Source organism: Roseateles sp., from assembly GCF_052436255.1.
Classification (GTDB): Bacteria; Pseudomonadota; Gammaproteobacteria; order Burkholderiales; family Burkholderiaceae_C; genus Pelomonas.
Genome location: NZ_JBQVNP010000034.1, coordinates 1 through 13,509, shown reverse-complemented (window position 1 = coordinate 13,509; position 13,509 = coordinate 1). Strand labels below are relative to the sequence as shown.

11 protein-coding genes and 1 pseudogene are annotated in these 13,509 nt (G+C 68.1%); 6 read left to right on the top strand and 6 right to left on the bottom strand.

The window, feature by feature from the left end; genetic code table 11:
• Positions 1-81 precede the first annotated feature (81 nt).
• From ACT6S0_RS10390 to rsmA, 3 genes are read left to right on the top strand one after another with little or no spacing between them, the layout of a single operon-like run.
• Complete coding sequence (locus ACT6S0_RS10390) at positions 82-2,457, top strand: LPS-assembly protein LptD (protein WP_444763824.1); 2,376 nt, start codon at positions 82-84, stop codon at positions 2,455-2,457.
• The gene (locus ACT6S0_RS10385; RefSeq protein ID WP_444763823.1) at positions 2,454-3,752 is read left to right on the top strand and encodes a peptidylprolyl isomerase; all 1,299 of its coding nucleotides are present in this window, start codon (positions 2,454-2,456) and stop codon (positions 3,750-3,752) included. Before ACT6S0_RS10390 ends, ACT6S0_RS10385 begins: the two co-directional genes overlap by 4 nt.
• Positions 3,740-4,516 carry a 16S rRNA (adenine(1518)-N(6)/adenine(1519)-N(6))-dimethyltransferase RsmA gene (rsmA, locus tag ACT6S0_RS10380; RefSeq protein WP_444763822.1) on the top strand — a complete coding sequence of 259 codons (777 nt, stop codon included), beginning with the start codon at positions 3,740-3,742 and terminating at the stop codon, positions 4,514-4,516. Before ACT6S0_RS10385 ends, rsmA begins: the two co-directional genes overlap by 13 nt.
• Before the next feature lie 218 nt (positions 4,517-4,734).
• Here rsmA and ACT6S0_RS10375 read toward each other — a convergent pair whose 3' ends face one another.
• The 3 genes from ACT6S0_RS10375 to ACT6S0_RS10365 form a co-directional block, all read right to left on the bottom strand.
• Positions 4,735-5,130 (bottom strand): barstar family protein, encoded by a 396-nt coding sequence (locus ACT6S0_RS10375; protein ID WP_056268781.1) that lies wholly within the window; start codon positions 5,128-5,130, stop codon positions 4,735-4,737.
• 46 nt (positions 5,131-5,176) lie between these two features.
• Positions 5,177-5,488, bottom strand: a complete 312-nt coding sequence (locus tag ACT6S0_RS10370; RefSeq protein ID WP_444763833.1) for a ribonuclease domain-containing protein — start codon at positions 5,486-5,488, stop codon at positions 5,177-5,179.
• A 358-nt stretch (positions 5,489-5,846) separates the two neighbouring features.
• Entirely contained in the window at positions 5,847-8,144 is a 2,298-nt protein-coding gene (locus ACT6S0_RS10365) for an NADP-dependent malic enzyme (protein WP_444763821.1), read from the bottom strand.
• A gap of 96 nt (positions 8,145-8,240) precedes the next feature.
• Between ACT6S0_RS10365 and thiL the strand changes: the two genes are divergently transcribed.
• The 3 genes from thiL to ACT6S0_RS10350 are packed head-to-tail and all read left to right on the top strand — an operon-like array spanning position 8,241 to position 10,205.
• Positions 8,241-9,179 (top strand): thiamine-phosphate kinase, encoded by a 939-nt coding sequence (thiL, locus tag ACT6S0_RS10360; RefSeq protein ID WP_444692092.1) that lies wholly within the window; start codon positions 8,241-8,243, stop codon positions 9,177-9,179.
• Complete coding sequence (locus ACT6S0_RS10355; RefSeq protein ID WP_444692093.1) at positions 9,176-9,706, top strand: phosphatidylglycerophosphatase A family protein; 531 nt, start codon at positions 9,176-9,178, stop codon at positions 9,704-9,706. The genes thiL and ACT6S0_RS10355 overlap by 4 nt, the downstream gene beginning before the upstream one ends.
• Before the next feature lie 4 nt (positions 9,707-9,710).
• Positions 9,711-10,205, top strand: coding sequence for a CinA family protein (locus tag ACT6S0_RS10350; RefSeq protein ID WP_444692094.1), 495 nt, complete (start codon positions 9,711-9,713; stop codon positions 10,203-10,205).
• On the opposite strand, the gene ACT6S0_RS10345 is transcribed toward ACT6S0_RS10350, so the two are convergent.
• The 3 genes and pseudogenes from ACT6S0_RS10345 to ACT6S0_RS10335 form a co-directional block, all read right to left on the bottom strand.
• Entirely contained in the window at positions 10,202-12,595 is a 2,394-nt protein-coding gene (locus ACT6S0_RS10345; protein ID WP_444692095.1) for a putative bifunctional diguanylate cyclase/phosphodiesterase, read from the bottom strand. The two genes, ACT6S0_RS10350 and ACT6S0_RS10345, sit on opposite strands and share 4 nt — an antisense overlap.
• A 7-nt stretch (positions 12,596-12,602) precedes the next feature.
• Positions 12,603-13,193, bottom strand: a complete 591-nt coding sequence (locus tag ACT6S0_RS10340) for a methylamine utilization protein (protein ID WP_444692096.1) — start codon at positions 13,191-13,193, stop codon at positions 12,603-12,605.
• Between the two features lie 40 nt (positions 13,194-13,233).
• A pseudogene (locus ACT6S0_RS10335) lies at positions 13,234-13,509 on the bottom strand (DNA polymerase III subunit delta); the annotation flags it as partial.

Sequence of the window (13,509 nt, the reverse complement as noted above, 5' to 3'; positions counted from 1 at the left end):
CCTCGTGGATAATGAAATTCTAAGAACCGCCGGCCCCGGCATCCTCACCGACTCCGAGCCTCCTTGTCGTCCGTGCCGTCCGTGCCGCGCCCGCTCAGCCTACCCCACCCCGCCCTGCTGCCCACCCTGATCGCCCTGGCCCTGTGCGCCTGGGGTGAGGCGTCGGCACAGCAGGCCGAAGCGGACAACAACCTGCAGCTGCGTGGCAGCCGCGTGCTGGGCGCACCGTCCAAGGCGACGGGCACCAAGCCCGCGTTGGTCATCTCCGCCACCAAGCTCACAGCCCAGACGGACCAGCGGGCCGAGGGCACGGACGGCGTCGAGCTGCGTTATGGCGAACTGGTGCTGAACACCGACACGCTGAACTACCGCGTCGTCGACGACTTTGCCCGGGCCGAGGGCCATGTGCGCATCGATCACAACGGCAATGTCTTCACCGGGCCGCTGTTGCAGCTCTACGTCAACCGCTTCCAGGGTGAGTTCCTGACGCCGAGCTTCTTCCTCGCCGCCACGGGCGGTCGCGGCAAGGCCAAGGTGTTGAAGTTCCAGGACAGCGAGCACATGAGCGCGCTTGAAGGCAGCTACAGCAGCTGCCCGGCGGTGGAGAACCAGGAGCCGGACTGGCAGATCACGGCCAGGGAGCTGCGCATGGACCTGGCTGCCAACGAGGGCCAGGCCGACGGCGCGGTGCTGCGCTTCCTGGGCGTGCCCATCCTGGCTGCGCCGTCCCTGAGCTTCCCGCTCACGTCGGCGCGCAAGTCGGGCTGGCTGCCGCCCAGCATCTTCCTGGACAACCGCGGCGGCCTTGAGCTCGGCGTGCCCTACTACTGGAACATCGCACCGCAACGCGATGCGACTTTCTCGCCCTTCGTCATGACCAAGCGTGGCGTCGGCCTGGACAGTGAATTCCGCTACCTGGAACCCGGCCATGCGGGTCGCATCAACGTCGACCTGTTGCCCGGCGACCGGGTCTTCGGCCGCTCGCGCTGGGGTTTGAAGTTCAACAACGACGGCGTCCTCGGCGGCTGGCACTACCGGCTCAAGAGCGAGCGCGTGTCCGACGACGACTACTGGAAGGACATGTCGCGCCGCGTCGAGAGCCAGACCCCGCGCCTACTGGCCGGCGACTTCAGGCTGAACCGCCAGCGCGAGCTGAGCTGGGGCGTCATCGACACCTATGCCCGCATCCAGCGCTGGCAGACGCTGCAAGGCAGCGATGCGCTCACACAGTTCGACTCGCCCTACCAGCGCAGTCCCCAGTTCGGCATTCGCGTGACGACGGCGGCGGACGAGGCGGTGCTCGACAGCTTTCGCCCCTGGGGCCGCAAGGCGCGGCTGGAAGGTGGCCTGGAACTGGAATACAACCGCTTCGACCTGCCCAGCTCGGCGCTGCCCGGGCAGGCGCGCGGTGGCCAGCGCGTCCACGCGCTGGGCCACGTGAGCGCGCCGATGGGCGGTGAGGCATGGTGGTTGATTCCGCGCGCCGCTTTCAACGCCGCGGCCTACGACCTCGAGCGTCCCGGTCCCGATGGTCGCCGCCGCATGGGCCGCATCATCCCGACGCTGAGCGTCGACCACGGCTGGGTTTTTGAGCGCGACACCAAACTGTTCGGCCGCCCGATGCGCCAGAGCCTGGAGCCGCGCCTGCTCTACGTGAACACGCCTTTCCGCGACCAGAGCCACCTGCCCAACTTCGACGCGGCGGCCAAGGACTTCAACTTCGATTCCATCTACGCCGAGAACCCGTTCTCGGGCGTCGACCGGGTGTCCGACCTGCATGCGGTCAGCGTCGGGGCCACCAGCCGCTGGGTCAGCGCGTCCAAGGGCGAGGAGATCCTGCGCCTGGGTGCGGTGCAGCGCTTCCTGTTCCGCGACCAGCGCATCACGCCTGACCTCGAGCCGGTCACGCAGCGCTTCTCGGACCTGCTGCTCGCGGCTGCGGCCCAGTTGGAGGAGCGCTGGTGGGCCGACGGCACGTTGCAGTTCAATTCGGATGTCAGCCGTTCGGTGCGTTCGGTGCTGCGCCTGCGCTACTCACCCGGGCCCTTCAAGACCGTCAGCGTCGCCTACCGCCTGGCGCGGGCTCAGAGCGAGCAGGTCGAGCTGGCCTGGCAATGGCCCATCTACGGCCAGCCCGTCACCTCGCGCGGCGCCGACAGCAAGGCCTGCGGTGGTGCCTGGTACAGCGCCGGGCGCGTGCAGTATTCGCTGCGCGACCGGCGGCTGACGGATTCGGTGGTCGGCTTCGAGTACGACGCCGGCTGCTGGGTATGGCGAGTCGGTGTGGAGCGCCTGTCCACCGGCCGTGCCGAGACCAACACGCGGCTGATGCTGCAACTCGAACTTGTCGGCCTGTCACAGCTCGGTTCGAACGCCCTCAATGTCTTGAAGGACAATGTGCCCGGTTACCGAAGGCTGAGCTCCGATCGCTCACCGAGTTCAGATTCCCAACCATGATGCAACGCCTCGCTCCTCTTGTTCTGGCCCTGGCCGCTCTCCATGCCTCGGCCCAGACACCCGCGCTGCAGCCCGGGGACTACATCGCCGCCGTCGTCAATCAGGACGTCGTGGCAGCCAGCGAGGTCGTCCAGCGCACCGAGCGGCTGCGCCAGGAGGCGCGCCAGCGCGGCGAGGTCATGCCCGAGACGGCCGGCCTGCGCAAGCAGGCGCTGGAGGCGCTGATCGAGGACCGCGTCCTCGTCACCTATGCGCGTGAGAACGGCCAGCGTATCGACGAGGCCGAGCTGGACCGGGTCGTCGCCAATGTCGCCGCGCAGAACAAGCTCACCATGGCGCAGCTGCGCGAGCGCCTGCGGCTCGATGGCACCGACTACAAGAGCTTCCGCGAGAACCTGCGCGACCAGATGATGACCGAGCGCGTGCGTGAGCGCGAGGTGCAGGGCCGCATCCGCGTCACCGACGCCGAGATCGACGCCTATCTGGAAAAGAAGCGGGCCGAGCTGGCGCGCGGCGGCCAGATCAACTTGGCTCAAGTGCTGGTGACCGTGCCCGAGGGCGCCCCCGAAAGCGTGGTTGCCGAACGACGCGCCCGCGCTGAAAGCGCGTTGGCGCGCATCAAGGGCGGCGAGGACTTTGCCAAGGTCGCCCGCGAGGTTTCCGAAGACAGCAACAAGGCCAAGGGGGGTGAGATCGGCATGCGCGCGGCGGACCGCCTGCCCGACATCTTCGTCGCCGCCGTTCGTGACCTGAAGAGCGGCGCCGTCGCGCCGGAGCTGCTGCGCAGCGGCGCCGGCTTCCATATCCTGAAGGTCATCGAGCGCCAGGGCGATGCCTCGCTGACTCAAAGCGGGCAGACCCGCGCCCGCCACGTACTGCTGCGACCCTCGGCCCAGCTGAGCGCCGAGGTTGCCGCCCGCCGCCTGGCCGAATTCAAGCGCCAGATCGAAAGCGGCCAGGCCAAGTTCGAGGATGTCGCCAGGGCCAACTCCGAGGACGGCAGTGCCGAAGCTGGCGGTGAACTGGGCTGGATGGGTGCCGGCGGCTTCGTGCCGGAGTTCGAGGAAGCGATGAACGCGTTGCCGCTAGGCGGCATCTCCGGCCCGGTCGTGTCGCGTTTCGGCGTGCACCTGATCCAGGTGCTGGAGCGCCGCAGCGTCGAGGTCGAAATGAAGACGCTGCGCGACCAGGCGCGTGCCGCGCTGCGCGAGCAGAAATACGACGCGGCCTATCAGGACTGGGTCAAGGATCTGCGCACCAAGGCGTTCGTCGAAGTGCGGGAATGGCTCGACTGAGCGGCCAGCACATCCCGCGCAAGCGCTTCGGTCAGCACTTTCTGACCGACCGCATGCTGGTCGAGACCATCGTCGACCTGATCGCCCCGCAGGCCGGCGAGACGCTGGTGGAGATCGGGCCCGGCCTGGGCGCATTGACCCTGCCGCTGCTGGCCAGGCACCAGCCGCTGACGGTCATCGAGCTCGACCGTGACCTGGCCGCCAAGCTGCGCGCGCGCGACGACGTCGAGGTCATCGAAGGCGATGTGCTGAAGGTGGACTTCCGCGCGCTGGCCGCCGCCAAGGGCGCCAAGCTGCGCGTGGTTGGCAACCTGCCCTACAACATCTCGACCCCCATCCTCTTTCATCTGCTCGACGCGGTGGACGATGTCGTCGACCAGCATTTCATGCTGCAGAAGGAGGTCGTTGACCGCATGGCCGCCGCGCCGGGCGGCAAGGACTACGGGCGGCTGAGCGTGATGCTGCAGTGGCGCTACGACATCGAGTCGGTGCTGGACGTGCCGCCCGAGTCCTTCGACCCGCCGCCGCGCGTCGACTCCGCCATTGTGCGCATGCTGCCGCTGCAGGCGCCTCCAGGGCTGGACCCGGCGCTGCTCGGCGCCCTCGTCACCAGCGCTTTCTCGCAGCGCCGCAAGCTGTTGCGTCACAGCCTGGGTCGCTGGCTGGCCGAGCGCTGCTATCAGGGGCACTTCGACCTGCAGCGCCGCGCCGAGGAAGTGCCGGTCGCCGAGTTCATCGCACTGGCCCTCGAAGTGAAGGCCTAAAAATAGAAACGGGACCCGAGGGTCCCGTCTCGATCGAGAACAGCCGATTCAGGCTGCGTTCAGCCACATGGACGTGTCGAAGGCGCTACACATCATCGGCATGTTCATGCCGAAGTTGGGGTTGCCAATCGCCGCCTTCGCACTTTTCGGTGCGGGCTTCTCAATAACCGGGGCCACCTCAGTAGCCCGCTCCCATGACCCATTTTCTTGGGAGCGGGCTACTGAAAAGAATAGAAGCATCGGAAGGCTATCTTTCGGTCGGCCCAGTAGTCGGCCGTGTCTCGGAAGACATCGAGCAACTGCTCGCGCGCCTCGCGGTCAAAGCGGACGTTGTCAGGCAACTGCTCCAGCACCACGACAAAGCCCGGCTGGCTGCCTGCCTTGTGAACGAGGTCGGTCATGCAGTCATGCAGGGCGTCCAGGTTCTTGCCGAAATGCGCTGGGAACAGGAACGCCTGCGCGATGCCATCGAGCACATCCTGCTTGGACTGTGCCTCCGACAGATTGGCATACAAGAAATGCTGGCCCGCCTCTTGAGCGGCCTGCATCAAGTCCTCGACTCGGTAGGCCCGGATGGCCTGCACGATATTGGGACGGACGGTCTGCAAAAGCATGGTCGCGTTCCTCCTTTCAAATCACAAAACTGCCGACCACCAACCTTCACCGGGCCGCTTGGGCGCGGATGCGCTTGAAGCTGGCATAGTGATCGTCGGTGTAAAAACAAACCTCTGGCGCGGTCGGGGGTATGCCGCCGCAAACGAGGCGACGAGCGCCCCGGTTGCGCGCACCAGGAGTCTTGACCGTGTATTCGCGATAGAAGCCGCGGGCCTTGCGGGGCAGCAGACGCTCGCGATTGCCGAACACCGCGCCGTCTTTGCTATAGGGAAACGGGCCGCCAGCGTGGACGAGCCGGTGTGTTTCCTGAGCCTGGACGGGCAGCTCGCGCAGCTGAATTTCAGCCAGCGCAGGCATTGCGGTGGAGATCCCATTGCTGGGGGCTTCCTTGGCTTGCGCGCCGCCGGCGAGGCCGGTCAGCAGCAGGGCGGTGGCGACCGCCGAGGCGCCGGAGCGCGCCAGCCAAGAGAGCGAAAACACGGGTTTACCCTGTTCTGAAAACCAACATGGTACCGAAGCGCCCCTAAAAGCTCAAGCCAGCTCATGGTGGTGAAGCCTTGAATGGGGGTATGTGAGCCTGCGCTTACATATCGATTACTTGGTGTTTCTTCTCGGCTTGTGACGAATTCATGACGCCAAATCTGACGTAAAAACTTATGTCAATTGGGGGAGTCCGGCTCGTTCGACCAGTCTTCCCACCGTACTGCGACGGCACTCATGCCCGGGCGGCGTTGGCGTCGGCGACGGTCAAGGCCGTCATGTTGACGATGCGCCGCACGGTGGCGGACGGCGTCAGGATATGCACGGGCTTGGCCGCACCCAGCAGCACCGGGCCGATGGCAATGCCGCCGCCGGCCGCCGTCTTGAGGAGGTTGTAGGAGATGTTGGCGGCGTCGATATTGGGCAGGACCAGCAGGTTGGCCTCGCCGGTCAGCGGGCTGTGCGGCATCAGCTGCTTGCGGTAGCCGGCGTCCAGCGCCGTGTCGCCATGCATCTCGCCGTCGACCTCCAACCAGGGTGCCAGTTGCTGGATCAGCGCCAGCGTGTCGCGCATCTTCACCGCCGAGGGCTTGTCGCTGGTGCCGAAATTGCTGTGCGACAGCAGCGCGGCCTTCGGGCTCAGGCCGAAGCGGCACATCTCCTGTGCGGCCAGGATGGTGATCTCCGCCAGTTGCTCGGCGTTGGGGTCGTAGTTGACGTGGGTGTCGACCAGCATGACCTGGCGGCCCGGCAGGATCAGCCCGTTCATGCAGGCGTACGTCTTCACGCCGGCGCGCTTGCCGATGACCTGGTCGATGTAGGCCAGGTGGGTGGCCGTCGTGCCCCAGGTGCCGCAGAGCATGCCGTCGACCTCGCCCTTGTGCAGCAGCATGGCGCTGATCAGCGTCAGGCGGCGGCGCATCTCGATCTTGGCGAGTTGCTGGGTCACGCCCTTGCGTTCCGTCATGCGCAGATAGGTCTGCCAGTAGTCACGGTAGCGGTCGTCGTGCTCGACGTTGACGATGTCGTAGTCGCGCCCCTGCTGCAGGCGCAGGCCGAAGCGTTCGCAGCGCTCGGCGATGACTTCGGGCCGGCCGATCAGAGTCGGGCGGGCCAGGTTCTCGTCGACGACGACCTGGGCCGCGCGCAGCACGCGCTCCTCCTCACCCTCGGCATAGGCGACGCGCTTGTTGGGCGCGCGCTTGGCCGCGCTGAAGATGGGCTTCATCGTGTTGCCCGAGGCGTAGACGAAGCTCTGCAGCTTTTCGCGGTAGGCGTCCCAGTCCGTGATCGGGCGGGCGGCCACGCCGGATTCCGCTGCGGCCTTGGCAACGGCCGGCGCGATGCGCATCATCAGCCGCGGGTCGAAAGGCTTGGGGATCAGGTACTCGGGGCCGAAGCTCAGCGTCGCGCCCACGTAGGCGGCTGCGACGACCTCGCTCTGCTCGGCCTGCGCCAGGTCGGCAATCGCGTGGACGGCGGCGATCTCCATCTCGACATTGATCGTCGTCGCGCCGGAGTCCAGCGCACCGCGGAAGATGTAGGGGAAGCACAGGACGTTGTTGACCTGGTTGGGGTAGTCCGTGCGGCCGGTGGCCATGATGGCGTCGCTGCGCACGGCCAGCACTTCCTCCGGCAGGATCTCGGGTGTCGGGTTGGCCAGGGCAAAGATCAGTGGCTGCGCGGCCATGGTGGCCACCATGTCGGCCTTCAGCACGCCGCCGGCGGACAGGCCCAGGAAGACGTCGGCGCCGGCAATTGCCTCGCGCAGGCTGCGCTGGGACGTTGGCTGCGCGAACGCGGCCTTGTCCGGGTCCATCAGTTCGGTGCGGCCCTCAAAGACGACGCCGGCCAGGTCGGTCACCCAGATGTTCTCGCGCGGCAAGCCCAGCTTGACGAGCAGGCCCAGGCAGGCGAGCGCGGCCGCACCCGCCCCCGAAGTGACCAGCTTGACCTGCTTGATGTCCTTGCCGACGACCTTGAGCCCGTTGAGGAAGGCAGCGCCGACAACGATGGCCGTGCCGTGCTGGTCATCATGGAAGACGGGAATCTTCATGCGCTCGCGCAACTTGCGCTCGACGTAGAAGCAGTCCGGCGCCTTGATGTCCTCGAGGTTGATGCCGCCAAAAGTCGGCTCCAGCGCGGCGATGCAGTCGACCAGCTTGTCGAGGTCGTTCTCGGCCACTTCGAGGTCGAAGACGTCGATGCCGGCGAATTTCTTGAACAGAACCGCCTTGCCCTCCATGACCGGCTTGGACGCCAGCGGCCCGATGTTGCCCAAACCCAGCACCGCCGTACCGTTGGAGACCACGGCGACGAGGTTGCCGCGCGAGGTGTAGCGGAAGGCATTGGCCGGGTCGGCGACGATCTCCTCGCAGGCAGCGGCCACGCCGGGCGAATAGGCCAGCGCCAGGTCGCGCTGGTTGACCAGCGATTTGGTCGCTGCGATGGCGATCTTGCCCGGCGTCGGGAACTCGTGATATTCGAGGGCGGCCTGGCGGAGCTGGGCGCGTTTTTCTTCTGAGCTGGGCATGGCGAGGACGAGCAAGGGCCGGCGGCGGGGTTGGAATCATGCCATCTCAGTCCGCCTTGCAGCGCTGCGGCTATCCACACGGAGACAATCGCCGGCATGGGCGAATTTGATCTGATCCGGCGCTACTTCCAGCGCCCGGCAACTGCGGGCGTGGACGTTGGCGTCGGCGACGACTGTGCCGTGCTCGTGCCCACGCCGGGCGCACGCTGGCTGGTCTCCAGCGACATGCTGGTCGAGGGCCGGCACTTTCTATCGACGGTCGATCCCGCGCGGCTGGGCCACAAGGCGCTGGCGGTCAACCTCAGTGACCTGGCGGCCTGTGGCGCCACACCGCGAGGCTTCACATTGGCCCTGGCCCTGCCGCGGGTTGACGAAGCCTGGCTAGCCAGCTTTGCGCGTGGCCTGTGGGCCCTGGCCGACGCCAGTGCCTGCCCCCTGATCGGTGGCGACACGACGCAGGGGCCGCTCAACATCTGCATCACCGTCTTTGGTGAGGCACCGCCCGGGCAGGCCTTGCTACGCAGCGGCGCGCGCGTGGGCGACGAGATCTGGGTGTCGGGGCGACTGGGCGATGCGCGGCTCGCGCTGGAGGTGTTCCGAGGCACGGTGGCGCTGGATGGCGCCGCTTTCGACGGTGCCCGCGTCGCGATGGAATGCCCGATGCCACGGCTGGCCCTGGGGCAGGCCCTGCGCGGCATCGCGACGGCGGCCGTCGACGTGTCCGACGGGGTGCTGGGCGACCTCGGCCACATCCTCGAAGCGTCGAGAGTCGGTGCGCGGCTGGACGTGGACGCACTGCCGCGCAGTGCCGTGCTGGCCGCGCAGCCGGCGGTCGTGCAGCGCGAATGCCTGCTCGCCGGTGGCGACGACTACGAGATCATCTTCACCGCGCCCGTCGGCGCGCGCCTGCCCGATACCGGCGTGGCGCTGACGCGCATCGGCGTCATCGAGGCCCACCCCGGCCTGCGCGTCGTCGATGCGCACGGCGCCGCCGTCGACCATGGCCTGCGCAGCTTCGACCACTTCAAGTCATGACCAGCGGCGCGCCTGTCCGCCCGACGCTGGCCTTCATGGCACGCCACCCGGCGCGCTGGATTGCTCTGGGCTTCGGCAGCGGCCTCGCGCCCAGGGCGCCCGGCACCGTCGGCACGCTGTGGGCCTGGGCGGCTTTCGCCGTCATCGCGCCCTGGATGGACGACCTGCGCTGGGCGCTGCTGATCGGTGGTGGCACCTTGGTCGGCTGGTGGGCCTGCACACGCTGCGCCCAGCACATGAACACGCCCGACCCGGCATCCATCGTCTGGGACGAGGTGCTGGCCTTCTGGCTCATCCTGTGGCTGATCGCCCCGGCGGGCATGACGGCTCAGCTCATGGCTTTCGGTCTGTTCCGCTTCTTCGACGCCGCCAAGCCGGGGCCGGTGGGGTGGGCCGACCGGCTGTTCAAGGGCGAGCGCGGCGGCCGCGTCGGTTGGGCCCAGGGCTGGGGCATCCTGTTCGACGATTTCGTCGCTGCCGGCTGTACCCTCGCCGTCATCGCGCTATACCGTTTCATCATGGGGTGATGGCATGACCCACGACATTGAGCTGATCGACCGCATCGCCGTGGCGTTGATGCAGCGCCGCGAGCGCATCGGCACGGCGGAGAGCTGCACCGGCGGCCTCATCGCTGCGGCCTGCACCAGCCTGGCCGGCTCCAGCCAATGGTTCGAGCGCGGCGTCGTCAGCTACAGCAACGAGGCCAAAGCCGAGTTGCTGGGTGTTCCGAAGGGCTTGGTGGCGCTGCACGGCGCCGTCAGCGCCGAAGTGGCCGAGCACATGGCGCGCGGGATGCTGGCCCATGCACCCATCGACTGGGCGTTGTCCGTCACCGGCATCGCCGGCCCCACGGGGGGCAGCGAGGCCAAGCCGGTCGGCACGGTCTGGCTGGCCCTGGTGCACGCGGGCCGGCCGGCCCAGGTCTGGCGCGAGCACTTCAGCGGCGACCGCCAGGCCGTGCGCGCGCAGACGGTGACAGCGGGGCTGAGGGCGCTGTGCGAGGCGCTGGAAGATCGCGACAGCTAGCCGAGCTTGGCCAGCACGCTTTCCGCATTCAGCGCCGATGTCTCGGGCGGCTGCCAGCTCTTGGCCCAGGCGACGAACTGCTCCTGCGGCATGGGCTTGCAGATGTAGTAGCCCTGGCCCTCGTCACAGCCCAGGCGCGACAGCATGGCCCAGGCCTTGAGGGTTTCCACGCCTTCGGCGACGACGGTCAGGCCCAGGTTGTGGGCCAGCTCGATGGTCGAGCGCACGATGCGCGCATCGTCCAGGTCACGCTCCATCGCCATGACGAAGCTCTTGTCGATCTTGAGTTCGTCCACCGGCAGGCGCTTCAGGTAGGCCAGCGACGAGTAGCCGGTCCCGAAGTCGTCGATGGACAGCTTGAAGCCCATCGCGTGCAGGTGCTCCAGCGTCGACAGCGCCCGCTCGGGGTCGTCCATGATGGCGCTTTCGGTGATCTCCAGGCACAGCGAGGCGGGCGGCACATTGCGCGGCGTGATCAGCGCCTCGATCTTGGCGGGCAGGTCCTGGTCCATCAGGTCGCGCGTGGACAGGTTGACCGACAGCCGGAGCGACAGCCCAGCGTCCAGCGCTTCGCGTGCGAACTTGGCCGCGCCGGACAGCACCCAGGCGCTGAGCATGCGGATGAAGCCGGTCTGCTCCGCGAATGGGATGAACTGCATGGGCGGCACCAGGCCCCGTGTCGGGTGCTGCCAGCGCACCAGCGCCTCGGCGCCGATGACGCGACCGCTCAGCAGGTCGATCTTGGGCTGCAGGAAGAGTCGCAGCTCGTCGCTCTCGACGGCGCGGCGCAGCTCGGACAGCAGCGACAGCGACTCCTGGCTGCCGGCGTCCAACTGGGCGTGGTAGATCAGGCTGCCGCACTGCTTGGCCTTGGCCGCGTACATGGCCAGCTCGGCGCGGCCCAGCAGCAGGTTGACATCCGCCCCATGCTCGGGGAACAGGGCGATGCCGATGCCCGCGCTCAAGTCGACGGTCTCGTTGTCGAGCTGCAGCGGGCGTTCGAAATCCTTCAGGATGGCCAGCGCCGCCTCGCTGGCGGCATGGGCCTCCGTGTGGGCCAGCAGCACGGCGAACTCATCACCCGACAGCCGCGCAAGCACCGAATGCGCCGGTGCGCACAAGGCCTGCAGGCGCTCGGCCACGCTTTGCAGCAGGCGGTCACCCACGTCGTGGCCCAGCACGTCGTTGACATGCTTGAAGCGGTCCAGGTCCAGCATCAACACGGCGCCCGGTGTGTCACTGTGCAGCAGGTGGTGCTGCATGAACTCGGCAAAGCGCGCCCGGTTGGGCAGCAGGGTCAGCGGGTCGACATAGGCCAGGTTGTTGACCAGGGCGTCGCGGCGGCGGATGCCCTCGCGCATGCTCTCCAGCGCGAGCGCCAGCTTGTGCACCTCGTCCAGGCGCGAGGTCGACGGCACCGGCGTGTCGTAGTCGCCGCGCTCCAGCCGCCGCGCCGAGGCCGACAGCGCAGTGATGGGCCCGCTGATGCCACGCGCCAGCAGCACGCTGACAAGGGCGAAGACCGCCACGCCGAGCAGGGTCAGGCCAAGCAGCATGAGCTGCAGTTGCCGGTAGGGCGCCAGCGCCGCATCCAGCGAGCGCAGCAGCAGCACGCCCAGCGGCTGTTCGCCACCGATCAGCGGCACGAAGCGGGCGCGCATGCGTTCGCCGGCCAGCTCGACGCTGCCGTCCGCCGGCGCTGCCTGGCCCAGGCTGGCGCGCAGCGCCGTGGCGGCGTTGTCGTCGAGGTTGTCGACGACGCCGAGCCACTGCCTGGCCGGCGTCTGCAGCAGCACGACGCTCTGCAGCTCCGACAGCGCCTTGAGGTCGTCCAGCACTTCGCGGTCCAGCGCAAAGCCCATCAGCACCCAGCCCACCGGTGCGGGGATGCGCACTTCCACGGCGACGACCTGGTAGACCCGGTCGCCCTGCACGGCCAGCGCCGCGCCGTCATTGCTCTGGATCAGAGCGCGCAGCGCCGTGCCGAAGGCCGCCGCGCCATCACGCGTTGCGGCGATGAGCTGCTGCTGGTCGTCGAAGTAGGCGACGACGGAGGCGCCGACGCGTTCGCCCTGGTTGACGAGGGCGTCCTTGATGGTCTCGACCGTGCCGGCCTCGGCCAATGACAGGCCCACGGTGCTGCGGAACCCGTAGTCCTTGGCCAGCAGCTCGGCCGCGTCGTGCAACTTGCCGGCACGCTGCGCCAGCAGCCGGCCCAGCACGCGCTCGCCCGTCTGCAGCTCGGCGGCCAGCGATGCCTCGGCGTTGTGCGTGATGCTGGCGCGGATGGCAAAGAAGCTCATCAGCTGCACGGCCAGCAGCAGCGCCAGGAACAGCGCGACGATGCGCCCCTCCAGGCGGCGCAGATTCAGCCAGGCTGGCCAGCGCATGGGCGGGTCAGTCCGCGAGCGTCAGCACGCGGGTGCCGCCGGCCGCCGGGACGTCGAGCGTGAGGCTTTGCAGCATGGGCGACTTCTGGCCCGGGCGCCATGCCTTGACGGCATGCTCGCCCGCCGGCAAGTCAAACGTCGCCTGCCCCTTGTCGTCGGTGCGCGCGAAGACCGGCGTGTCGACGACGACGACGTGCGCGGTCATGCGGTCGTGGATATTGCAGCCGAGCGCCGCGACGCCGGGTTTGTCGAAGACGACAGGCTCGGTCGGCGTGCCGGTGTAGAGCTTGATGTCGATGACCTTGATTGGCGAGAACGAATAGACGTGATGCCGCACGGTGTCGAAGTTGGGAAAGTTCACGGCGGTGCCGGTCTGCACGATGAGCAGCTGCGGCGTGAACTGGCGGTCGCGCTGGCCGACCTCGGCCTTGGCCGTGCCGGTCTTGCCGACCCGACCCTTGATTTCGATGGCGACCGCAGCGCCCGCCAGCGGCTGGCCGTTTGGGCCGCGCAGCTGCACGGTGACCGGCACCGCCTGCGCGGCAAGCGAGCCGAGCGCGAGAGCGGTGGGAATGAGGGCGTGAAGGGGCGTCGGCATGGCGGCAGGTTTTTCCGCCCCGACGATAGCCGAAGCGCGCTCAGCGAACCGTGAGAACTGCCCCGGTTTTGCCGCTTGCCGCCTCGCTGAGCATGAGGGCCAGGCGCCGCAGTCCGGCCCATGGGGCGGCAGGCCAGTCCGGGTGGCGCAGCCCTTTGACGAGGCCGTCGCAGATTTGCGCGGCCTGCACGAGGGCGCCGGCCTGTGCGGCATCCAGCCGCGGCGCGATGCGCTCGATGAGGCGCTCCTTGGCGCCCCAGACGCGCGCCTCGCGCAGCGCCAGCGGCAGCGGCTTGCCGGCGTCCAGCGCGGCGCG